Raw genomic sequence first — 23355 nt, forward strand, 5'->3', positions numbered from 1 at the left:
TATTGACCTCACTCACACTATTCAACAGGCTTTACCCAACACAACATATATCGCCGACCCGTAATAATGACCACATATAACTACGGTTGGCAACCTCGAATTTATCCGCCCGATCAGTGCCAAATAGCTGATTTCAAGCAACTAAAAACCTGATAGGTCGATCAAGACTTCAGGTTACGAATTCCGCGTTTTCGAAAGAGGAAAACAATAATGACTCAAGCGACCGATCGCCTTTGGGGCGCACGTTTCAAGAGTGGCCCTTCCGCAGCCCTGGCGGCGCTGTCGCGTTGTCCTGAGCGTTATTTTCGGCTGACACCCTACGATCTGGCTGGCTCCCGGGCCCATGCTCGTGAACTGCAACGGGCCGGCTTGCTCGACGAGTCGGAAACCCGCCGCATGCTCGAAGCCCTCGACTGCATCGGCGATGACTTTCGCGAAGGCCGCATCCAGCCGACGCTGGACGACGAGGACGTGCACACCTTCATCGAACGGTTGTTGACCGAACGCCTTGGCGCTCTGGGCGGCAAGCTGCGTGCCGGGCGTTCGCGCAATGACCAGACAGCCAACGATCTGCGCCTGTTCCTGCGTGATCATGCACGCACCATCGCGGTTGACGTGTTGGCCCTGCAAACCGCGCTGGTCGAACAGGCCGAGCAGCATGTCGAGAGCATTTGCCCCGGCTTCACTCACCTGCAACAAGCACAGCCGATTGTCTTCGCTCACCATTTGCTGGCGCATGCGCAATCGCTGTTGCGCGATGTTCAACGGTTGATGGATTGGGACGTGCGCACCGCCTTCTCGCCACTGGGCGCAGCAGCGATGGCCGGCTCTGCCATCGCCCGCCAGCCGGAGCTTTCAGCCAAGGAAATGGGCTACACCGCGCCGTGCGAAAACTCCATCGACGCTGTCGCCAGCCGCGATCACGTCGCCGAATTCCTGTTCGTTTCCAGCATGCTCGGGGTCAGCATCTCGCGCCTGGCCGAAGAGTTCTGCTTGTGGTCGTCGCGCCAGTTTCGCTGGGTGGTGCTCGATGATGCCTACGCCACCGGCAGCTCGATCATGCCGCAGAAGAAAAACCCGGACATCGCCGAGCTGGCGCGGGGCAAGGCCGGTCGTTTGATCGGCAACCTCACCGGTTTGCTGTCGACCCTGAAATCGCTGCCGCTGTCCTACAACCGTGACCTGAGCGAAGACAAGAACGGCGTGTTAGACACCGTCGACACCCTGCTGCTGGTGCTACCGGCCATGGCGGGCATGGTCGAAACCATGAAGATCAGCGTCGAAGAACTGCGGCGTCAGGCGCCATTGGGTTTCACCCTCGCCACGGAAGTCGCCGACTGGTTGGCAATGCGCGGTGTGCCGTTCAAAGAGGCACATGAAATCACTGGGGTGCTGGTCCAGATCTGCGAGAAACATGAGATTGAACTGTGGGAAGCGACGCCAGCCATGCTCGCCGAGGTCGACGTCCGTCTCACTCCTGAAGTGCGCGACTGCCTGACCCTGGAAGCGGCCATTGCCGCACGCAGCGGATGGGGCGGGACCGCACCACAGCAGGTACGCGAACAGATCGGCCGCTTGAAAACGGTCCTGGCCGGGCAGTTGCAATGGGCCAACACCTATAACGGCTTTCGTATCTAACACAGTAACTGTAGGAGCGCGCTTGCCCGCGATCCAGCGTGAAACGCTGGCAAAAATGGTGAATTCACCATAGCTGGAAGGTCCTTCGGACCTTATCGCGGGCAAGCGCGCTCCTACAGGGATTACGCGCAATTCGGAGAAACACCATGAGCCAGACTCAGGCGGAGCGCTTGCAAGCCGAGCGCAAGAAAAACGAAAACCAGTTCGACATCACCCAGTATGAGCATGTGCCCCGACGCTATTACGGCCGGATTTTCTTCGCCACCCTGATTGTGGTCGCCCTGGTCGGGCTGGTGCGGGCGTTCGCTCTGGGTCAGATCGAATGGTCGTACATCGGCCAGTTTCTGACTTCGCAAGCGATCATGTTCGGTCTGATGAACACCATCATCATGGCGATTCTGGCCATGGCACTGGGGGTGTTGTTCGGCGTGATCACCGCGATCATGCGCATGTCGCCGAACCCGGTCCTGCGCTACGTGGCGATTACCTACACCTGGTTGTTTCGCGGCACGCCGTTGATCCTGCAATTGCTGCTGTGGTTCAACCTGGCGCTGATTTTCCCGGTCATCTCCATTCCTGGGCTGTTCCACCTCGATACCGTCAGCCTGATGACGCCCTTTGTCGCTGCGTTGCTGGGCTTGAGCATCAACCAGGGCGCCTACACCGCTGAAGTGGTCCGCGCCGGCCTGTTGTCGGTCGACACCGGCCAGTACGAGGCCGCCAAATCCATCGGCATGCCGCGCTTGCAGGCACTGCGTCGGGTGATTCTGCCGCAGGCCATGCGCGTAATCATCCCACCGGTGGGTAACGAGTTCATCGGTATGGTGAAAATGACCAGTCTGGCGAGCGTCATCCAGTATTCCGAGCTGCTCTACAACGCGCAGACCATCTACTACGCCAACGCCCGAGTAATGGAGCTGCTGATCGTCGCCGGGATTTGGTACCTGGCGGTGGTCACCGTTCTTTCTTTCGGTCAGAGCCGCCTTGAGCTGCGCTTTGCACGCGGCGCCGGCAAGCGTTCGTAAGACTGTCGAGGAGATTTGCACATGAGAAGCATCGTCAAGGCCGTCAGCCTGAACAAGTATTACGACAGTTTCCACGCCCTCCAGAATGTCAGCCTGGAAGTCGAACAAGGCGAAGTGCTGTGCGTCATCGGCCCCTCCGGTTCGGGTAAAAGTACCCTGCTGCGCTGCGTCAACCAGCTGGAGAAAATCGACAAGGGCGGCCTGTGGGTCGATGGCGAACTGGTCGGCTATCGCATCGTCGGCAACAAGCTGCATGAGCTGACCGAGGCGCAGATCGCCCGTCAGCGCCTGGCCACCGGCATGGTATTCCAGCGCTTCAATCTGTTTCCGCACATGACCGTGCTGCAGAACATCATCGAAGGGCCGTGTCAGGTCCTCAAGCGCTCGCCCAAGGAAGCCACCGAAGAGGCCATCGAATTGCTGGCCCGCGTCGGGCTGGCCGACAAGCGCAACGCCTACCCCATCGAACTGTCCGGCGGTCAGCAACAGCGGGTCGCCATCGCGCGGGCCCTGGCCATGCGTCCGAAGTTGATGTTGTTCGATGAGCCTACGTCGGCACTCGACCCGGAGCTGGTCGGTGAGGTGTTGTCGGTGATGCGCGATCTCGCCCATACCGGCATGACCATGATCGTCGTGACCCACGAATTGGGCTTCGCTCGCGAAGTCTCCAACCGCATGGTGTTCATGGACGCGGGCCAGATTGTGGAGGCCGGAAGCCCCGAAGAAATTCTAATAAACCCACAAAATCCACGTACTCAAAGCTTCATTTCTGCCGTTCGTACCTAAATTACAACTCAAATGAGAACGACTTCATGAAGAACCTGATCATTCCCTCCGTACTCGCCGCTTTGATGGCTTCGACCTCGGCCTGGGCTGCAACACCCGCGGAACTGCCGGCCGCCATCAAGGCCAAGGGCGAGCTCGTCGTGGCGATCATGCCGAACTACCCGCCGATGGACTTCAAAGACCCGGCCACCAACACTCTGACTGGCATCGACTACGACCTGGGCAACGCCCTGGCCGAGCGTCTGGGCGTGAAGATCAAATGGCAGGAAACCGCGTTTGAACAGATGGTCAACGGTCTGGTAACCAAGCGCGTCGACCTGGTGTTGTCGGGCATGACCGATACCGCAGAGCGGCAGAAGTCGGTGACCTTTATTGACTATTTCACCAGCGGCCCGCAGTTCTACACCCTGGCAAAACGTGATGACATTAAAGACATCACCGACCTGTGCGGCAAGAAAGTCGGCACCAGCCGTCGCACCACCTGGCCGGCTGAAGCGGCCGAGTGGAGCAAGGCCAACTGTGAAGCGAACGGCAAGCCCGCGCTGATCATTCTGGGTTCGGAAGGCTCGGCCGATGCTCGAGCGCAATTGCGCCAGGGTCGCCTGGACGCCGCCATGCAAGGCAGCGAAACCATTCCGTACCTGATGTCGCAGGAGAAGGACACCTACAAGCCACTGGGCACTGCGATCTCCAAGCAGTTCACCGGGCTGGGCGTGAACAAGGCCGACCCTGAACTGGTCACCGCCGTGACTGAGGCGCTGCAAAGCATGGTTGCCGACGGCAGCTACCAGGCGATCTTGAAGAAGTGGAATCTGGAATCGGGTGCTGTGGAAAAAATGGCTGTGAATAACGGCAAGTAAAGCTATTCGCAGCGGGAGCGCGTACCTGTAGGAGCTGACTTGTCTGCGATCGGCTGCGAAGCAGTCGTAAAATGGCGGGATTCACCACCGCATGAAGGTCCTTCGGCCCTTTTCGCAGACAAGTCAGCTCCTACGCCCTCCGGGCAGAATCGGGCCCCAGTTTGCTGCGCGACAGCGCCGCGTCGAAGACGGGGCGGAATCTCCTACAGGTCATACGCGATTCCCTGCGAATCATTCATAAGGACATAGGTAAGCCGTGGCCACTTACTCGCTCGTGATCCGCCGCCTGATGATCTGCTCGCTGACGATTGTCGTCAGCCGCGCTATCACCAGCCCTTTGCTCACCTTGTTTCTGAGCAAGCGGCTGGGGTTGAACCAACAGGACGTCGGCCTGCTGCTGGGTATCGCGGTGTTTATTGCCACGTTGCTCGGGCTGTACGGCGGCTATGTGATCGACCGCCTTGAAAAGCGCAAGCTGCTGATTCTGGCGATGCTCTCCAGTTCCGTCGGCTTCGTGTTGCTGACCTTTGCGCACAACGTCTACCTGACCACCATGACCCTGGTCATCACTGAAGCAGCGTCTGCACTGTTCCTGATCGGTTCCAAAGCGATCATCAGCGAGAACCTGCCCGTCGGCCAGCGCGCCAAGGTGTTTTCCCTGCGCTACACCTTGACCAATATCGGCTACGCGACCGGGCCGATGCTCGGTGTGCTGATCGCCGGTCAACTGCCGTTGGCGCCGTTTCTGATTGCCAGCGGCATCGCGTTTTGCAGCGTGTTCCTGATGATTGGCATCCCACCGACCCAGCGCACCGATGACAGCAAACCGCTGAGCTTCTTCAACACCCTGGCGACCCTCAGGAGTGATCGCACGCTGATCATGTTCACCTGTGGCAGCCTGCTCAGTACCATCGTCCACGGGCGCTACACCCTCTATCTGTCGCAGTACCTGCTGGTCATGTACAAGCCCGATGAAGCGCTGAACATCATGTCAGCGGTGCTCGCCTGTAATGCCGTAACCGTAATCCTCATGCAATACCAGATCGGCCGCTTCCTCAAGCGCGAGCAACTGCGCTACTGGATTGGCGTTGGCGTGGTGTTTTTCATCGTGGGTCTGATTGGCTTCAGCCGAGCCGACAGCATGCTCTCGTGGTGCGTCGCGATGTTCATCTTCACCCTCGGTGAAATGATCATCTACCCGGCCGAATATCTGTTCATCGACACCATCGCCCCCGAAGCCCTGCGGGGCAGCTACTACGGTGCACAAAACCTCGCAGCCTTCGGCGGCGCCCTGAGCCCGGTGATCTGCGGTTACCTGCTGATCAACTCGACGCCGAGCAGCATGTTCTATGTGCTGAGTGGTTTGACGGCGATGGGCGGGACCTTGTGCTTCTTGAGTGGGCGCAGGGTCAAGCCTGCGTTAGAGCATATCGCCTCCTTGTAGACGCAAAATAACGCCTAGGGATGCCAAAAAAAGCGCGCTCCCCCCTCGCAACGCCTCCTCGCCCGCCTCAAAAAATCCTTAACCGCCTGATCGGCATGGTTTTTCTCGCACTATCAATTTCAGCGATGATCGATAGCAGCCTAATTAACTTCTTAAACAAATTGAGCTGCGTAAAATTCACTCCATACCCACTTACAACCTCTAAACATCTCGGAGCAACTATCATGAAAACTTCTAAATTGATCTTCGGCCTGGCGTTCTCGGTACTGGCCAGCAGCACTTTCGCCCTTCCAGCGTTTGCAGAAAATGGTTCGGCTCACACTCACGCTATCCACGTCGCTGCTGACGGTTCAGATCACGTTGGTGCTAACCGTGTCGCTGCTGATGGCGCTGACCGCGTCGGTGCAAACCGCTTAGCCGCTGATGGTGCTGATCACGTCGGTGCAAACCGCGTAGCCGCTGATGGTGCTGACCACGTTGGTGCAAACCGCGTAGCCGCTGATGGCGCTGACCGCGTCGGTGCAAACCGCGTAGCCGCTGATGGTGCTGACCACGTTGGTGCAAACCGCGTAGCCGCTGATGGTGCTGATCACGTTGCTGCAAACCGTGTCGCTGCTGATGGTGCCGATCACGTCGGTGCTAGCCGTCTGAGCTAACACCTCTCGCTGCCCCTTCCAGCCCGGCTTTTGCCGGGCTTAATTTTGGGCGGCAGAAAAGTTCGGCCACCCACAATCGAGCGCAATCCACTCAAGGCGTCGAGATATCGCCCTGCGCCCAGCCGTCTTCACGCGTAGCGAGGGCGCTGGCAATGGATTTTATTTCAGTCGATTTCAACGTCCCTGGCAACGGGTCAAGACCCGCGCTGGCGAAGATCTGTCCATAGGCGTTGCGCAGGTCGGCGTAGGACAAGTCACGGCGTAAATCGGCTTGCAGGGTATTGAGTTCACCCTGGATCAAATCGAGTTCACCAATGCCATTGGCCTGATAACGGTTGCGCAGTTGCCCGACGATCTGCCCATCAAGTGTCGACAGTTGCTGGCTGGTCTTGAACTGGCGTAGCGCCTCCCGGTAGTTGGCGTTGGCGACGTACAGCTGGGCCAGAATCGCGATCGACATGGCCTGACGACGAGCCGTGGCCACAGCTTCACCGGCCTTGGCGACGTCGATGGCCGCTGGCGCGGAAATCACGTTGAACAGGTTCCAGGTCACCTTGACGCCATAATCGGCCCAGCTCTGGTTGACCAGGAAGGAGTTGCTGTCGTAATGCCCGCCCGCGGAGAACTCAAGGCCGGGCAACAGGCGCAACATGGCTTTGCGGGTTTCTGCGGTGCTGATGCGTGTCTGATAATCCTGCTCACGCAATTCCGGGCGGCTGGCCAGTGCTTCGTGCTCCAGACGGCCGAAGTCGACTTTCAACTCGGGGACTTCATAGTTGTCTTGCGCGGCCAGGGTCAGATCGGAACCCAGCGGCAGGTTGATCAGCGTCGCCAGTTCAGTCTTGGCCAACGACAAGGCGCGGCGCTGATCTTCCAATTGCCGGGTCGCTTCGATCAGGGCGCGCTGATAGCTCAGCGCCTGAATCGGATCGCCCACGCGCTGGTCGCTCATCGCCTGGCTGTTGGTCTGGGCCTTATCGACACGCGCCATCAGGCTGTCGATCTGCTTGAGCAGACGCTCGGCGGCAAGGGCTCGCCAGTAAGCCGAACGCACGTCCTGGACGATGGTGTTGACCACCTTGCGCCGACGCTCCTGCACGATCAAACGCTGGTCGCCCTGCTGCTTGGCACTGATGTAGCTGACACCGAAATCGAGTACGTTCCAGACCATGGTCAGGTCGGCGACCCGGCGGTCGCGGTCCTGGGAGGTCGAAGGTTCCAACGACTGGGTACCGGTCAGGACACTCTGGCTGCTGGAGGCACCGACGTTACTGCGTCCAGCATAACCGGCGCTCAGCGCCATGCGTGGCAGCATATCGAAGCTCGCCAGATCGACCTGACGCTGAGCCATCGCCTCTTCCATGACCTTCAGGCGAGCCTCAAGGTTGTATTTCACAGCGCGAGCCATGGCTTCGTGCAGGGTCAGCGGGCCGCTGAGGGGCTCTTGATCCTTGTACATGTCGACCAGATCGCTCTTGGCCCGCTGCTCGCTTTCGCTACGATCGATCGGTTTGCTGGTGACCGCACATCCACTCACGATCAACGCCAGCAAGCTGACGCTGAACAACTTCTGAGTCTTCTTCATCCCTAGCCCCTAGTACGGCAAACAGCTTTTTTATAGTCAGGCCAGCGCTTCACTTGCGCCGATCTGCTCAAGCATCAACGCCAGTTCATGGATCTGGCGTTGCTCGTTTTCTTTAAATTGATTCAATTGCTGACCCAGCGTCGGCGCCCCGAAGATCCCGCGCATCCCTTCGCCGGCGTTTTTATCGCTGCCGTGCCATTGCTTGCCATCGAACACGTTCAGCGGCGAAACAACCGGTACCGAGCTCAGGCCAAACGCCCCGGAAATCGTGCTGGAACCGAAAGCACCAGCCCCGGTCCCGACAAAACCAAAGTCCCCGCTGTTGAACACTTGGGCAATGTAGCTCGGCGCCAGCGCCTGGTTGTGGATGAAGATGTTGCCTACCGGCGGCACACCGCTGCCCAGCGTTGGCGATTCGAACAATGAAGGTGCCAGGAGTGGCGAGGTGAATGCCTGCGGCGGCGCTAAGCTGGCCAACAATTGAGTCGGCACGCCGGCGACGACAGGTATGACATTTACCGGCGGTGGCAAGCGAAATTGCGGGTCGCCAACGCTGACATTGGTCGGGGCGACCGCAAAGGTATCGCTGTTGAAATTACTCGCCAGGGTATTGCCGGCAACATCGCTGACGCCCGCACCGTTGAGGCTCAAGCCAATCGAACCGGTGCCGGAAATCCCACTGACGACGATCTGATAGGTCTGCGCATTGATCTGCACCACCGACTGCACCCTGCCCACAACGCTGCCGCTGGTCAGCACGGAGAAATCACCGGCGTCGACACCCGTCATGGCTTCGCTGAAGGTCAGGTTGAAGGTGGTGCTGCCTGTCGGCGCCGATGGATTGTTGACTTTGACCAAACCAGTGACCGTTGGCGCGACAGTGTCGATGACGTAGTTGGCGGAGTCGGTGGTGCCTGTACCCGCGCTGCCCGCAACAGTTTGCACGCCGGCATTGTTCAGTGTGATCAGGTTGCTGCTGTCATTGATGTGGGTGTTGGGCGTGAAGGTCGCGGTCCAGGTCACGCCGCCATCGCTGCTGGCGAGCGCCGACAGAGTGCCATTGCTGGCGCTCAAATCACTGAGGTCAAAGCCTTTCACCGCTTGCAAGAAGGTGATTGTTACCTGCGAGGTCTCGCCGTTTTTCAGCGCAGTGTCAGACAGCGCGATGGTCGCGGTCGGCAGCACGGTGTCGACGGCAAAATTGCCCGAAACTGCGCTACCGCTGCCCGCGTTGCCTGCCAGATCGGTCACGCCGCTGGTGTTCAGGGTGATGACGTTGCTGGTGTCACTGACTGCCGTAGCCGGGGTGAAGGTCGCGGTCCAGGTGATCCCGCCGTCGCGGGAACTGACAGCGCCCAAGGTGCCGTTGGGGATGCTCAGGTCGCTGTTGTCGAAACCGTTCACGGCTTCGCTGAAGGTGATTGTCACCAGCGAGGTCTGCCCCGCCACCAGTGCCGGTCGGTCAATGACGACGGTCGCGGTAGGGGCCTGGCTGTCGACTGCATAGTTGTTGGAGTCGGTGGCGCCGGCACCGGCATTGCCTGCCGCATCGGTCACGCCGCTGGTGTCCAGGCTGATCACGTTGCTGGCGGCGGTAATCGCGGCGGTCGGTGTCAAGGTCGCAGTCCAGGTGACGCCGCCATCGCTGGAGCTGACCTCACTTAAGGTGCCGTTGGCGACAGTCAGATCCGCATTGGTGAAACCGCTGATTGCTTCGCTGAAGGTGATCGTCACCAACGACGTATGCCCAATGGCCAGCGCATTGTCGGCTACGACGATGGTGGCGGTCGGGCGCTGGGTATCGATGGCGTAGTTGTTCGAGTCGGTCGTACCGTTGCCCACGTTGCCGGCCGCGTCATTCACGCCAGCATTATTGAGGGTAATGACATTCGCGCTGTTACTGATGTCGGCCGTCGGGGTGAAGGTCGCCGTCCAGGTCACGCCGCCATCGCTGGAGCTGACAGCGCTCAAGGTGCCGTTGGCGACGGTCAGGTCGCTGTTATCAAAACCGCTCACCGCTTCGGAGAAGGTAATTGTCACCTGCGAGGTTTCGCCAATTTTCAACGCCGTATCGGACAACACGATGCTCGACGTCGGCGGCGCGGTGTCAATCGCAACGTTGCCCGAACTGGTGCTGCCGCTACCGGCATTGCCCGCGAGATCGGTCACACCGCTGTTGTTCAACGTGATGACGTTGCTGGTGTCGGTGACATTGGCAGTCGGGGTGAAGGTCGCCGTCCAAGTCACCCCACCATCGCTGGAGCTGACATCGCTCAACGTGCCGTTGGGGATGCTCAGGTCACTGTTGTCGAAACCGCTCACGGCTTCGCTGAAGGTGATCGTCACCAGCGAAGTCTGCCCCACCGCCAGCGTCGACTGCGCAATGACGATGGACGCCGTCGGTGCCTGACTGTCGATAGCGTAGTTGTTGGAGTCAGTGGTGCCCGCACCGGCATTGCCCGCTGCATCGGTCACGCCGGTATTGTCCAGAGTGATCAGGTTGGTGCTGTCGATAATCGCGGCGGCTGGCGTCAGGGTCGCGGTCCAGGTGACGCCACCATCGCTGGAGCTGACCGCGCTCAACGTACCGTTGGCGATAGTCAGGTCGGCATTGGTGAAGCCGCTGACCGCTTCGCTAAAGGTAATGGTCACCAGCGAGGTCTGACCGATGGCCAGCGCATTGTCGGCCACGACGATGGTGGCAGTCGGACGCTGGGTATCGATGGCGTAGTTGTTCGAGTCGGTGGTGCCGGCACCGGCATTACCTGGCGCATCGGTCACGCCGGTATTGTCCAGGGTGATCACGTTGCTGGCATCGGTAATCGCCGCGGTCGGCGTCAGGGTCGCGGTCCAGGTAATGCCACCATCGCTGGAGCTGACATTACTCAACGTACCATTGGCGACAGTCAGGTCGGCATTGGTGAAACCGCTGACCGCTTCGCTGAAGGTGATCGTCACCAGCGAGGTCTGCCCGATGGCCAACGCATTGTCGGCCACGACGATGGTCGCGGTCGGCCGCTGGGTATCGATGGCGTAGTTGTTGGAATGAGTGGTGCCCGCACCGGCATTGCCTGCCGCATCGGTCACGCCGGTATTGTCCAGAGTGACCAGGTTGGTGCTGTCGGTAATCGCCGCAGTCGGCGTCAGGATCGCGGTCCAGGTGATACCGCCATCGCTTGAGCTGACAGCGCTTAACGTACCGTTGGGCACACTCAGGTCGGCATTGGTGAAACCGGTCACCACCTCGGAGAAGGTAATGGTCACCAGCGAAGACTGTCCAGCCGCCAGCGTTGGCGTGGCGACCACGATGGTGGCCGTCGGGCGCTGGCTATCAATCGCATAGGGATTCGAATCGGTCGTACCCGTACCGGCGTTCCCGGCGAGATCGGTCAGCCCGCTGTTGGTCAGGGTGATCAGGTTGTTGGCATGGGTAACGCCGTTAACCGGCGTCAGGGTCGCGGTCCAGGTGACACCGCCATCGCTTGAACTGACCGCGCTGAGCGTGCCATTGTCAATCAGCAGGTCGCTGTTATTGAAACCGGTCACCGCCTCCGAAAAGGTAATGGTGACCAGCGAGGACTGGCCAATCCCCAGCGCATTGTCCGTCACCACAATGGTCGCCGTCGGGCGCTGGGTATCGATGGCGTAGTTGTTCGAGTCGGTGTTGCCGCTGCCGATATTGCCAGACGCGTTTTGCACGCCGCTGTTATCCAGCGTGATCAGGTTGGTGCTGTCGGTGATCGCCGCGGTCGGCGTCAAGGTGGCGGTCCAGGTAATCCCGCCATCACTAGAGCTGACCGCGCTCAACGTACCGTTGGCGATAGTCAGGTCGGCATTGGTGAAGCCGGTCACTGCTTCCGAAAAGGTGATGGTCACCAACGAGGCATCGCCAATCTTGAGCGCATTGTCAGCCACGACGATAGTGGCCGTCGGGCGCACGGTATCGATGGTGAAATTGCCGGAATTGGTGGTCCCGACGCCAGCGTTACCCGCAAGGTCGGCCACCCCGCTGTTGGTCAGGGCAATCAGGTCGGTGGTGTCGGCAATACCTGCCGTCGGCGTAAAGGTCGCGGTCCAGGTAATACCGCCATCGCCGGTGCTGACCGCGCTTAACGTACCGTTGGGCACGCTCAGGTCGGCATTGGTGAAACCGGTTACCGCCTCGGAGAAGGTGATGGTCACCAGCGAGGTTTCGCCTGCGGTCAGCGTCGTGTCAGCCAGCACAATGGTTGCAGTCGGACGCTGGGTGTCGATGGTGTAGTTGTTGGAGTCGGTGCTGCCGGCCCCGGCGTTGCCGGCCTGGTCGGCCACGCCCGTATTGTCCAGGGTAATCAGGTTGGTGGTGTCGGTAATACTGGCGGCCGGGGTAAAGGTCGCCGTCCAGGTAATGCCGCCGTCCGCGGAGCTGACCGCGCTCAACGTACCGTTGGCAATCGTCAGGTCAGCGTTGGTGAAACCGCTCACCGCTTCCGAGAAGGTGATGGTTACCAGCGACGTTTGGCCAATGGCCAGCGTAGTATTCGCGACCACGACAGTCGCCGTCGGACGCTGCGTGTCGATGGCGTAATTGTTGGAGTTGGTGCTGCCTACTCCCGCATTTCCGGAAAGGTCCTGGACCCCGGTCTTGTCCAGGGTGATGTGATTGGTAGTGCTGGTGACACCGGCGGTCGGTGTCAGGGTCGCCGTCCAGGTAATGCCGCCGTCCGCGGAGCTGACCGCGCTCAACGTACCGTCGGCGATGGTCAGATCCGCGTTGGTAAAACCGCTGACGGCTTCCGAGAACGTGATGGTCACCAGCGAGGTTGCGCCAATGTTGAGCGCGTTGTTCGCGACCACGATGGTGGCGGAGGGCGGCACCGTGTCATGCACGGCGTAGTTGCCCGACGTGGCGCTACCGACGCCGACGTTGCCGGCCAAGTCGCTGACGCCCGTGTTGTCTAGAGTGATGACGTTGCTGGCTGCGGAAATATTGCTGGCGGCGGTCAGTGTTGCCGTCCAGGTCTTGCCGGAATCGCTGGAAGCCACGGCGCTCAAGGTACCGTTGGGCACGACCAGATCGGCGTTGCTGAAACCAGTTACCGCTTCGCTAAACGTGATGGTCACCGCTGAAGTCGCGCCGGACGCCAGCACGGGTGTGGCGATCACAATCGAGACCACCGTCGGTGGGGTGGTGTCCGGGACGTAGGTGGCGTCGATGGTGCCTTTACCGCCGGACGTATCGCTATAAATCCCGGCGACCCCGAGGGGTTTAGCGCCCGTCTCACCGCCACCCAGCGCCTGCCCGCCATCGCCGCTGACACCGACGTTGCCGGTCATCGCCGACGCGTTGCTGGCGGTGATATGCACCACACCTTTGTTCCAGATCCCGCCGACCGCCAGGCCACCTGCGCCACCTGGGTCAACAGAACCGCCATCAGCAGCGAGTCCGCCGCCACCACCACCGCCACCGCCGGCCGCGACATTGTTGCTGATGGTCGAGGTGCCGATGATTGTCAACGTGCCGTCCGTATCGTTGTAGATACCGGCCGCTGCCGCGCCACCGATGCCGCCGGTTTTGTCCCAGCCCGAGCCACCGCCGCCGCCGCCGCCGATTGAAAGGGTGCCATTGCTCGTGCTCGTGCTCGCGGTAGCGCCATTACCACCGCTGCTGTAGCTGTAAATTCCGATACCTCCCGCCCCGCCGGTGGTCGTACCGCCCATGCCACCCATATGGATGCCGTCGAAGCCGCCACCCATACCGCCCGACCCACTACCACCGGAGCCGCCGGCGTAAACAGGACGCCCATTGGCATGGGCAAGGCCACCGTTGCCACTCCCTGAGCCGGAGATCCCGCCACCGCCGCCACCGCCGCCACCTGCATAGACGGGCGTAATGCCGCCACCACCGCCACCCCCCGACGCAACGTTTGCCGTAATGGTGACGTTTTTCAGGGTCAGGTTACCGTCGTTATAGATACCGCCGCCGAACGCACCTGCCGCACCCGCGCCGCCATTCGCGCCGTTGCCTGCGGACAAGCCTTTGGTGATGATCAGTCCATCGAGCATCACCGTCGTATTTGCCGCCACGTTAATGACGCGAGTCTTGTACTGACCGTCCAGGGTGACGTCGGCCACGCCGTCGTTGTTCCAGTCGCCATCAATGGTAATGTTTTTGCTGATGGCCAGCTCTGTATTGAGCGAGACCGTGTGGACCGACGAGGCAAAGTTGACGATATCGCCGTTCTGCGCCAATGCCAGCTCTGTGCGCAATGAACCGGCAATGACGGCATCGGAGTTATTGGCGACCGTCCAGGTCGCCAACCCCCATTGATAACCCGCCATGGCCTGCTGCGAAAGCACGTTTTTGCTCTCGATGCTGCCGGTGGCGACTTCTAGGGTCCAGTCGCCGCCCACACCAGTCCGATTGCTGGACGCGGCAATGTCACGCCCGGTCAATTGCGCCAGCGAGTCGACGAAAGCCATCCCGCGCGAGCCCTCCGCGGTGTAGCAGGCGTAAATCGAAATATCGCCGCCGGTATTCATGTCCTTGCCGATTTCCGCCAGCACCGCGCTGCGGTCGGCAACGTTGTCAGCCGACAAATAGGTGTCGCCCAACCACAAGTCGCCGGAGTTGCCATGGGCCAGAATTTCCACGGAGCTCACGCCGTGGTGCTCGTCCAGGTAATCGGCGATCTGCTGCAAACCGTCTTTGGTGGCGTCCAGCCGGACCACTTGGGTACCCGGCGCGATACCTTGCAGCAGGCTGTCGGAGTCCTTGACCCGCGAATCGACGAACACCACGGTCTGGCCCGGGACGGCCGGCGGCGTCGGAATGGGCGTGGCGGCCACGTCTTTGGGATGGCTGTCGTTACTGGCTGCGTGATCGGTGGCCGCTGCCGGTTTGGCAGCATCCGTCGTGGCATGGCTGTCGGCGTGCGCGGTGTCCGCCACGGTCGCGGCCACTGCGCCGTCGAACAGCATTCGCGGCTCAAGCGACATCATCAATGGCGCGGCAAAAGCTTTCGCCCTCGGGGAAACCTGTTTTGCACTCGACTTGGCTTTGTTCCACCACATGATGCTCACCTGCGCTCGAAACCCAGACTCTTAAACGAATGACCGTTACCGACTGATAACGGCTTCAGTTTTTTATACGGATGACGTTGGCGGCACTGGACCGCCCGTCATTCCAAAAGGACAACTCTGCGTACTTCTCGAAAAGATCCGGCGGCAGGATCGTGCGCCGTGGTGTCAACTCGAGCTTGCGTTTGACTTTATGCAGCCCGGAGACGCCTAGAGCCTGATCGAACTCCGGTGCGTCATAGGTCAGGTTGTCAAAGTCATGCTCGAACCAGGGTTCGCCGATGAAATCGTAAATCAGGCGCATGACCAGCCCTGGCGCTTGCGTCAGCAAGTCGTAGTCGACAATCAGCAAGGAGTCGGCCTGTTCGCCGTAATAGGCTTCCTTGAGCGCAGCCCAGGCAAACCCCACCAGACGGTTACGCTGGGCCAGGGTCTCGACACGGCTCTCGACGGTATTGCGCTCGGTGGCATCAGAAAACAGCTTGGTGTTCTCGAACGGGTTGGCGCGGTACAGCCGCTCGATGCTGTCCATGACCCAGGCTACGTTACGCACGCAAGCGATCATCTTGGCCTGAGGGAACAATTCCTTGAGGGCGGGCAAGCGAGCGCACCATTGACGATTGGTGTCGAAGATGACCGGCTTGTCGGCTTTGTCGGCGTAGTAGGAATCGAACAACCCGCGCAGCAGGCGCCGACGCATGTCGGTGTCGATGACCGCACCGAACTCACTGCCGGCGCTGCACTGTTCGAGCACGCTGGAAAACAGCGGGCCGAGGGGGCTGCTCATGCCGGCATGAAATTTCGGATTTTGTAGAAGGATAGCGGAGAGCAGGGTGGACCCTGAGCGCGGCAAGCCAGAAATAAAATGAAAGTTTGGCAATCCATTCACCACTAGCGCAAGTCCATTTTTGAACATAGAGACTACTGTATCAATATGTATCCGCCTAGTAGTGTTTTGATATCAACACACACTGCTTCAGGATAAAAATTCCAGCAAATACAGGCCGATGCGGTGGTTTTCTGGCAATTGAGATACCCCCATGCAAGCATCATCGATAACAAGCTGAAAGGATGAGCATTTATCGATGAGTTTTCAGCGGCACTGGGAATAAGGTCGTTCGGATCCCTCCTGCCCCCCCAAAACCGGCAGCTTGGAATGATTAATGACAGTTTCACACTGCTTCATCGGCCAACTGTAAGCCTGGGTCTGTTTCAAGATTCCCTGCTATCGCGATGTACGAACTGTCGCTCTGTTGAGCAATAGCTCCGCCTTGCTCACGCCACCAGTCGGGGTGCTTGACCACGGCCTCACCCGTCACGTCGCGAATAATCCTCACTAGGTCAAATGAGCGTAAGCCGTCCACATGCTCGCTTAAACTGCCAGTAGTATTGGCCCACATGGGATCAAGCACGAAGTCGATTCCTTTCATCCTGGCCAGTTTGGCAGCCGGGACGAAATCTGAATCACCTGCAACCAAGACAATCACATCAGCAAGCCTGTCCAGGGCCAGTGTTGTGATATCCATACCAAGCTTGGTATCAACAGTCTTCTGTTCAATTTTGTAGTGAAAATCATCATTTGTGAGATCAGCCCACTTCATTTCCCCCCTAAGAAGTGCCTTGAGAGAATGAGCGTTTAATTGCCACTCTCCACTTTTAGCTAGCTCGCCCAGTCGAAGAGCCGTCTTTCTGCTCGATCGAAGATAGTCGTGCAAATCTCGCCGCAACTGGTAAGGGGGATGCAAATTGAAATTCATATGCCCTGAGGTTTTATGCCCTTCCGGGATAATTGGGAGACGAACCTGATTTGACGGTGGCGGGCAATCGTAGTAGTAGACGCGGTAAAGCTCGCGGCTGGCTGAGCGCTCATCCTCGATGTGAAGTTTTACGATTCTTTTGATGATCTGACCGAGCTGTTCAGCGGTAAGCAATAAATCTTTTCTGAAGTATTTTCGGGTAAAAAACAGAATCCTTTGGAAGAAAAATCCCCCATCTATGAGGACGGCTGTTCGCTTCATAGGTTTTTCCTTGGGCAAAAAAAAGCTCAGGACTGCTGGGCAGGTTCTAACAATTGCCTGCGCGCTGTACTGAGCTGTTGGGCGAACGTTAATCAAAATTGATAAATGCGTCAACCTCGACGGATCATCTCTGCCTCATTGGAGGTCTCGGGGATTCAGCAACACACCGTCAATGCCGCCACCACGAACGCATCCGTTCTCTTCTGTCCTGAGTGCATTAATTTATATCAAAAAATTAAAAGCCACTTTCCCGCACACCCAACGCTGCCAGTCGGCGCCAGCCATTGCCCAGCAGCGACTCACTCTGGCCTTGCAACACCACCAGACCGCGCAAAGGCTGGTTCGGTGTCGGCATGCTTTCAAGAACTTTCAAGCGTGCACCGTACTGCGCCTGCACCGGCTCGGCGCGGTGGTTTTCACCGCGGCGCACGGCGATCGGCCCATGGTGATCGGAAGCCAGCGCTTCCAGGTCCAGGTAATTCACGCCGTTGGCGTCCACTTCCAGCAGCTCCACGGGGATGGCCGGGCGCATCGGGTCGTCGGCGATAAAACGCCCGTCAGTACCCGGCGCCACTCGCCACAGCGCTTCCTCGGCCAGATAACCGCGCAAACGGACGCCGTCTTCCACCACCCGCGCCAGCGGCTCCTTGGTCGATACCCAGCGCCCCACGCTCAACTCCGGCAGCAGATCGCGCACCTGCCCCGCCTGTGGCGCCCGCACCAGCAGGCGCTCGCGCTGGGCCACCAGTCCGCGATATTCGGCCACTGCTTCGGCCAACCGCTGTTCAAGAATACCGGCGTCGGCCGCTGTTTCGCTGCGTCCGGCCTGACGCCGCATTTGCAGCTGAAGAATGTCTATTTCCCGGCGCACGATGGTCTGGCGTGAGTCCAGGTCCGGCGATTCCAGTTCGATCAGAATCGCCTCGGCCTCGACGCGCTCACCGTCCTTGACGTTCACCTGTTTGACCCGTCCGGCAACCGGGGCATACAGGGCGCTGACACGCCCGGCTTCAAGCATCGCCGGCAGCTCGACACTGCTGCGCCACGGCAGCACCAGCATGGCAATCACCGCCAGCAAACCCAGCAGACTGAGTACGGCCCTGACGTTTTGGGCCTGTTCGCGATTTTTCCACCAGACGTGCATTTCTTTCCAGATCGGCAGGAAGATGAACCACACCAGCTCGACCATCATCAGGAAGATGCCGAGCAGCTTGAAAAACAGCTGATAGACCGCCAACGCGATGCCAAAGAACAACGCCGCGCGCCACAGCCAGGAGCAGTACCCCCACCACAACAGCCGCCGTTGCATGGCCGGCGACCACGGCTCCGGTGCCGGTTGCCCATAACCAAACAGCGTTTCGCGCAGGCGCCAGCGACACAGGGCAAACGCGCGGCCTTGCAGGTTATCCACTTGCCACAGATCGCTGAGCAAAAAATAACCATCGAAACGCATGAACGGGTTGAGGTTCACCGCCAGCGTGGTCAGCCAGGTCGCACTGGCCAGCATGAACGCGGCGGTGCGCGCCGGGCCATCCGGCAGCAGCGACCAGACCAGCAAGGCAATACACGCCAGTAGCAATTCAGCGAGCACACCGCCGGCGCCAATCAACAGCCGCGAGCGACGGTCGTTGACCCGCCAGGCATCGCTGACATCGGTATAGAACAGCGGCAGCAAAACCATGAATGCCACGCCCATGCTTTGCACCCGACACCCGGCGCGCTTGGCCATGAACGCATGGCCGAATTCATGGCACAGCTTGGCGAAAAACAGAGCGATACCAAATGCCATCGCGCCGCCGAGACTGAACAGATGCGGGAAAGTCGAGAGAAAGCGCTCCCAATCACGCGCCACCAGAAACACACCAGTTCCCAGGGTGAGGGGCAATCCGTAACGCAGCAGGCGCGAGCCATAACGCTCCAGCCACGGCCAGACACGATTGAGAAAGGCATCCGGACGCCATAGCGGGATGCGGAAGAACAGGTATTGATGCAGCAGCATTTGCCAGAGGCCCTGACGTTGGGCTGCGGCCTTGCGCGCGTAGCTGTCGCGCTGTTCCTGATCCAGCGCGGCAATCAGGTCATGAGCGCGCAGAAAGCCCAGCAGCTCTTCCAGCTCATGGCTCGCCAGCGGCAGACCGGGCTCCTGATTGGCGGCGTTCAGGACTTTCTCGGCGTCGCCCAACGGCCAATGACGCAGCAAGCGGATCGCCGCCGCGCCCAGTTTGAAATAACGCCCACGCACGGGGTCGGCCAAGGTCCAGCGTGGTGAGCCATCCAGCGCCGGGGCGGCTGCCGATAGCTGCAAATCCGCGCGTAGCGCAGGCAAGTTCATCTACAGGCCTACGCTCTGACGCAGCGCCGCCAATGGTCGGCGCAACAGATAGAGTCCCACGGGGGCACGCTCGCCGAACAGCTTGGCGGTGCCGCGCAAACCGATGCGCGGTGGCGTGTCGCTGAAGCTCGCGTCCAACCGATAAGCAAGCTGCCCGGCGGCGGTGGGTTGCGCTTCATAGGCGGCCCGCTCCAGGGTCGCCACATAGCGATGCAAAGGATCGCTGTCGAGAAAAAGCGCTACTTGTGCGCCCGGCTCAAGCGCGATGGCGTCGCCAACCGCCAACTCGATGCGCAGTTCGGCTTGGGCGGGGTCGGCGATATCCAACAGGCGCTCGCCCGTCTGCACCGGTTTGCCGGTCCAGCGCTCAGCGTCGGCGAACACCGCAATACCGTCGCGTTCGGCGCGCACTTCGCTGCGCTTGAGCAACTCACGGGCGTAATCACGTTCTGCGCGTTTCTGTTCGGCACGCGCCGCCAGCAGATCGATGCGCGAACTGGATTCGGCATCGGTGAACGCCCGTTGCGCGTTGGCCTTGAGTTCTGCTTCGGCCACACCCAGCGCGCGTTGAGCAACGTCTGCCTGCGCCTTGAGCGTGGTGCTTTCGAAGCGCAGCAGCAGATCGCCGGTTTTTACCGGTTGATTGGGTTTGACCAGAAACTCGGCGATCACCCCGTCCAGCGGCGCAGCGACCACCCGGCCATCCAGCGGCACCACTTCAGCCGGCGCCAGCACCGATTGGCGTACCGGGATCAGCAGGCACAGCAGCAACGCGCCCACCAGCAGCAGCGGTTTTTTCCCTGACCAGCGCAAACGCCACGGTTTGCGCGGCTGCAAAGCCAGCCAGGCGTGACTGTACGTATCACCCAGCCGCGCCAGGAGCATTTGCTCGGGCTGCGTCCAGGCGTGCTCCCGCGCCAACCACAGCCCGCCAAACACCAGGCCCTTGCGATCGAGCAGCGGCAGCCAGAACACTTGCGTCACCGACAGCGTCTGCACGTCCGCCCGATCCTGCACACCCAGTTGCTCGATGGCGACAGTGCCTGGCTGGTTCAGCTGGTTTTTTTTGAACATGTCGGCCACGGCATGCTCGACGAATGCGACAAAGGGCGCATTGGGCTCGACCATGCTGACCCCGGTCACTGCACGCACCTTGCCGGCGATCAGCAGCGCCGTGTGACGAAAACCGAACAGCGCCTGGCCGTCATTGACCAGGCTATAAGCCAATTGGTCGATGTCTTTAGCGGCGCGGGTCTGGCGCTCCAGATCGAGAAATTGCGCGAAAACCCGTTCGGCGACGCCCGGTGCTGCCGCTGTCACTTGGCGGGCGCCAAATGCGCGGTACCGCTCATGCCCGCCAACAGGCCCTTGGCATCGGTCAACGAGGCAACCAGCAACAGTGTCTGGCTGCCCTCATCAATGCGCGCGCCCAAGCGTTTGACTGTCGCGGTCAGCGGCTGGCCGGTTTCATCGGGAGTAAAGCTGAAGGTTTGTCCAGGCTTGAGCCGCGACATCCAGCGCGACGGCACCAACAGATGGATTTCCAGGGTGCGGTTGTCGACGATCTCCATCAGCGGCGCGCCTGCCGAGACGCTTTCGTAACGCTGCGCCTTACGTTGCACGACTTGACCGTCATACGGCGCAATCACGCTGCAGCGTTTGACCTGAACCTGATAGACCTGCGCTTGGGCCTGGGTCTCGGCCAATTTGGCTTCGGCCCGCGCCACTTCGAAACGACCAACGGAGTTGAGCGAGGCCAGTTGCTTATTGTGCGCCAGCTCTTCGTCGGCACCACGACTGCCTGCCTGCGCGGCATTGAGCTGGGCCTGATACGCGGAACAGTCGAAACGCGCCAGGGCATCGCCCTTGTTGAAGGACTCGCCTTCGCTGAACGGCATGTCGACGATTCGTCCGGACAGCTCGCTGGCGAGCATTGCCTGATCACGCGCCCGCAACACGCCGCGAGCTTCGCTGGTGGTCGCGGTTTGCGCGCTTGGGGGGGCGCTGTCCAGCAATGGATCGGTCGGTTGAGAAGTGTCCGCATGTGCCAAACCTGCAAGACAGGCAAATCCATAAGCCCAATACCACAAGTGGCGCATATCCATATCTCCCGACGTGATGGCCGCAGTCTACGGTAGCGGCGGCGGTCGTCAAGGTCGCCAATCAACTGTCATAAACCCTGTAGGAGCTGACTTGTCTGCGATCCAGTGCGAAGCGCTGGCAAAAATGGTGAATCCACCATCGTCGGAAGGTCCTTCGGCCCTTATCGCAGACAAGTCAGCTCCTACACAGGCTGTGTGAAAACCTCCGCGACCGATTAACTGATTAAAAACTGACCTGAAAATCGCGTTCCTACGTGAAATTCAGGTCTGTCCAACAGCCGATCTATTTCAGAATTGACGTACGAACATGCAGTTCAGTTTTCTGTTGGGGTTTTCACACAGCCTGTACAGGAGACCGAGGGATATGTTTGACAAAGCCCGAGGGATTGAGGACGGTAGCCATGAAGAGTTGCTACTGATTGTTGTGTCTTTCCCTTCCACTCATTGAAAAGGATATCGAGCATGACTTATCGCATTCTGGGCCAATCCGGCCTGCGTATCTCTACTTTGACTCTCGGCTCCATGATGTTCGGCGAGCAGACCAGTACCGAAGAGTCCCTGCGTATCATCGACAAGGCTTGGGATCAGGGCATCAATTTCATCGACACGGCGGATGTGTACGGCGCCGGACGCTCCGAAGAAATCGTCGGCGAAGCCATCGCATCACGGCGCGATGACTGGGTCCTGGCGACCAAGGTGGGTTATGGTCCCGCCGGTGGTTCGCCTAACTCCAGCGGACTGAGCCGCAAACATATCTTCAACGCGATCGACGCCAGCCTGACTCGGCTCAGCACCGATTACGTGGACATCTATTACCTGCACCGCGAAGACCACGACACGCCGCTGGAAGTGACCGTGTCTGCCATCGGCGATTTGCTGCGCGAGGGCAAGATCCGCTATTGGGGCCTGTCCAACTATCGCGGCTGGCGCATCGCTGAAATCTGCAATGTCGCCCAGCGTCTGGGAGTGGACAAACCGGTGATCAGCCAGCCGCTGTACAACATCACCAACCGTCAGGCCGAGATCGAGCAAATCAACGCCGCTGCCTTCCAGGGTTTGGGCGTGGTGCCTTATAGCCCGCTGGCGCGTGGCGTACTCAGTGGCAAATACGCACCCGACGTCACCCCCGCCAGCAACAGCCGCGCCGGACGTCAGGACAAACGTATTCTGGAAACCGAATGGCGAGTCGAATCCCTGCGCATTGCGCAGAAGATTCAGGAGTACACCCAAGCCAAAGGCGTCGGCATCGTCGAATTCGCGATCGCCTGGGTGTTGAACAACCAGGCCGTTACCTCCGCCATCGTCGGCCCGCGCACTGAGGAGCAGTGGGACGGCTACATCAAGGCCATGGACGTGAAAATCACCGCCGAAGATGAGGCATTTATCGATTCGTTGGTGACTCCGGGACACGCATCGACACCGGGCTATAACGACGTGGCGCATTTTGTGTCAGGGCGGCTGGCGCGCTAATAGTCCAACACCGCTATTCGCAGGCTTGCAACTACGCGTCCCGCTGCGAATGGCTGACTATCGCTCGTGCATCGCCTCGGCCCGAGCCCGAAGGATCGGCTTCAGCAGGTAGCTGAGATGATTTTTAAGCGCCAATAAAATGGCGACATATTAAGTGTCACCGTTTTTTCGCAATATTTGACCTCGTTTGTTACGACTTATTGACACTGGCAGTCCGGCATCATAATAATTGCGCGCCATCGCCGAGGTATAAGAGAGTCCGGAAATGGTGATCGTCGGAGAATGTGATGCCTCATCTTTTTCCAGTCGCTCTATATTGCTTTGACAGCTGACACCCTCAGCATCACAGGGGGTTGCTTGGAAATGCGACATCCTATTTT

General features: G+C 59.7%; 14 protein-coding genes. 7 read left to right on the top strand and 7 right to left on the bottom strand.

Annotated features, from left to right (window positions below; translation table 11 throughout):
* Positions 1 to 210: 210 nt before the first annotated feature.
* The 6 genes from argH (at position 211) to AC1MEE_RS24845 (ending at position 6409) form a co-directional block, all read left to right on the top strand.
* Positions 211 to 1638, top strand: a complete 1428-nt coding sequence (argH, locus tag AC1MEE_RS24820) for an argininosuccinate lyase (RefSeq protein ID WP_480412147.1) — start codon at positions 211 to 213, stop codon at positions 1636 to 1638.
* 146 nt (positions 1639 to 1784) lie between these two features.
* Complete coding sequence (locus tag AC1MEE_RS24825) at positions 1785 to 2663, top strand: amino acid ABC transporter permease (RefSeq protein ID WP_480412148.1); 879 nt, start codon at positions 1785 to 1787, stop codon at positions 2661 to 2663.
* 21 nt (positions 2664 to 2684) lie between these two features.
* Positions 2685 to 3449: an amino acid ABC transporter ATP-binding protein gene (locus tag AC1MEE_RS24830; protein ID WP_480412149.1), complete on the top strand. Its 765-nt coding sequence runs from the start codon at positions 2685 to 2687 to the stop codon at positions 3447 to 3449.
* Between the two features lie 26 nt (positions 3450 to 3475).
* Complete coding sequence (locus tag AC1MEE_RS24835; RefSeq protein WP_480412150.1) at positions 3476 to 4309, top strand: ABC transporter substrate-binding protein; 834 nt, start codon at positions 3476 to 3478, stop codon at positions 4307 to 4309.
* A 256-nt stretch (positions 4310 to 4565) separates the two neighbouring features.
* Positions 4566 to 5753, top strand: a complete 1188-nt coding sequence (locus AC1MEE_RS24840; protein ID WP_480412151.1) for an MFS transporter — start codon at positions 4566 to 4568, stop codon at positions 5751 to 5753.
* Between the two features lie 224 nt (positions 5754 to 5977).
* Entirely contained in the window at positions 5978 to 6409 is a 432-nt protein-coding gene (locus tag AC1MEE_RS24845; protein ID WP_480416335.1) for a hypothetical protein, read from the top strand.
* 91 nt (positions 6410 to 6500) lie between these two features.
* On the opposite strand, the gene AC1MEE_RS24850 is transcribed toward AC1MEE_RS24845, so the two are convergent.
* From AC1MEE_RS24850 to AC1MEE_RS24880, 7 genes are all read right to left on the bottom strand, one after another.
* Positions 6501 to 7994: a TolC family protein gene (locus tag AC1MEE_RS24850; RefSeq protein ID WP_480412152.1), complete on the bottom strand. Its 1494-nt coding sequence runs from the start codon at positions 7992 to 7994 to the stop codon at positions 6501 to 6503.
* A gap of 36 nt (positions 7995 to 8030) precedes the next feature.
* Positions 8031 to 15047 (bottom strand): Ig-like domain-containing protein, encoded by a 7017-nt coding sequence (locus AC1MEE_RS24855; protein WP_480412153.1) that lies wholly within the window; start codon positions 15045 to 15047, stop codon positions 8031 to 8033.
* 64 nt (positions 15048 to 15111) lie between these two features.
* A complete protein-coding gene (locus AC1MEE_RS24860) occupies positions 15112 to 15942 on the bottom strand; it encodes a sulfotransferase family protein (protein WP_480416336.1) in 831 nt (276 codons plus the stop codon).
* Between the two features lie 283 nt (positions 15943 to 16225).
* A complete protein-coding gene (locus tag AC1MEE_RS24865) occupies positions 16226 to 17071 on the bottom strand; it encodes an NYN domain-containing protein (protein ID WP_480412154.1) in 846 nt (281 codons plus the stop codon).
* Positions 17072 to 17306: 235 nt separating this feature from the next.
* A complete protein-coding gene (locus AC1MEE_RS24870; protein ID WP_480412155.1) occupies positions 17307 to 19403 on the bottom strand; it encodes a site-2 protease family protein in 2097 nt (698 codons plus the stop codon).
* The gene (locus AC1MEE_RS24875) at positions 19404 to 20723 is read right to left on the bottom strand and encodes an efflux RND transporter periplasmic adaptor subunit (protein WP_480412156.1); all 1320 of its coding nucleotides are present in this window, start codon (positions 20721 to 20723) and stop codon (positions 19404 to 19406) included.
* Positions 20720 to 21502, bottom strand: a complete 783-nt coding sequence (locus AC1MEE_RS24880) for an efflux RND transporter periplasmic adaptor subunit (RefSeq protein ID WP_480412157.1) — start codon at positions 21500 to 21502, stop codon at positions 20720 to 20722. Before AC1MEE_RS24880 ends, AC1MEE_RS24875 begins: the two co-directional genes overlap by 4 nt.
* 465 nt (positions 21503 to 21967) lie before the next feature.
* On the opposite strand from AC1MEE_RS24880, the gene AC1MEE_RS24885 reads away from it, so the two are divergent.
* The gene (locus AC1MEE_RS24885; RefSeq protein ID WP_480412158.1) at positions 21968 to 22975 is read left to right on the top strand and encodes an aldo/keto reductase; all 1008 of its coding nucleotides are present in this window, start codon (positions 21968 to 21970) and stop codon (positions 22973 to 22975) included.
* Positions 22976 to 23355 lie beyond the last annotated feature (380 nt).

The organism is Pseudomonas sp. ASL3, from assembly GCF_056680425.1.

What these genes read in the sequence shown, in the direction of transcription:
- argH (WP_480412147.1), top strand. Translation starts at nt 211, where the DNA reads ATGACTCAAGCGACCGATCGCCTTTGGGGCGCACGTTTCAAGAGTGGC.
- AC1MEE_RS24825 (WP_480412148.1), top strand. Translation starts at nt 1,785, where the DNA reads ATGAGCCAGACTCAGGCGGAGCGCTTGCAAGCCGAGCGCAAGAAAAAC.
- AC1MEE_RS24830 (WP_480412149.1), top strand. Translation starts at nt 2,685, where the DNA reads ATGAGAAGCATCGTCAAGGCCGTCAGCCTGAACAAGTATTACGACAGT.
- AC1MEE_RS24835 (WP_480412150.1), top strand. Translation starts at nt 3,476, where the DNA reads ATGAAGAACCTGATCATTCCCTCCGTACTCGCCGCTTTGATGGCTTCG.
- AC1MEE_RS24845 (WP_480416335.1), top strand. Translation starts at nt 5,978, where the DNA reads ATGAAAACTTCTAAATTGATCTTCGGCCTGGCGTTCTCGGTACTGGCC.
- AC1MEE_RS24850 (WP_480412152.1), bottom strand. Translation starts at nt 7,994, where the DNA reads ATGAAGAAGACTCAGAAGTTGTTCAGCGTCAGCTTGCTGGCGTTGATC.
- AC1MEE_RS24855 (WP_480412153.1), bottom strand. Translation starts at nt 15,047, where the DNA reads ATGTGGTGGAACAAAGCCAAGTCGAGTGCAAAACAGGTTTCCCCGAGG.
- AC1MEE_RS24865 (WP_480412154.1), bottom strand. Translation starts at nt 17,071, where the DNA reads ATGAAGCGAACAGCCGTCCTCATAGATGGGGGATTTTTCTTCCAAAGG.
- AC1MEE_RS24870 (WP_480412155.1), bottom strand. Translation starts at nt 19,403, where the DNA reads ATGAACTTGCCTGCGCTACGCGCGGATTTGCAGCTATCGGCAGCCGCC.
- AC1MEE_RS24880 (WP_480412157.1), bottom strand. Translation starts at nt 21,502, where the DNA reads ATGCGCCACTTGTGGTATTGGGCTTATGGATTTGCCTGTCTTGCAGGT.
- AC1MEE_RS24885 (WP_480412158.1), top strand. Translation starts at nt 21,968, where the DNA reads ATGACTTATCGCATTCTGGGCCAATCCGGCCTGCGTATCTCTACTTTG.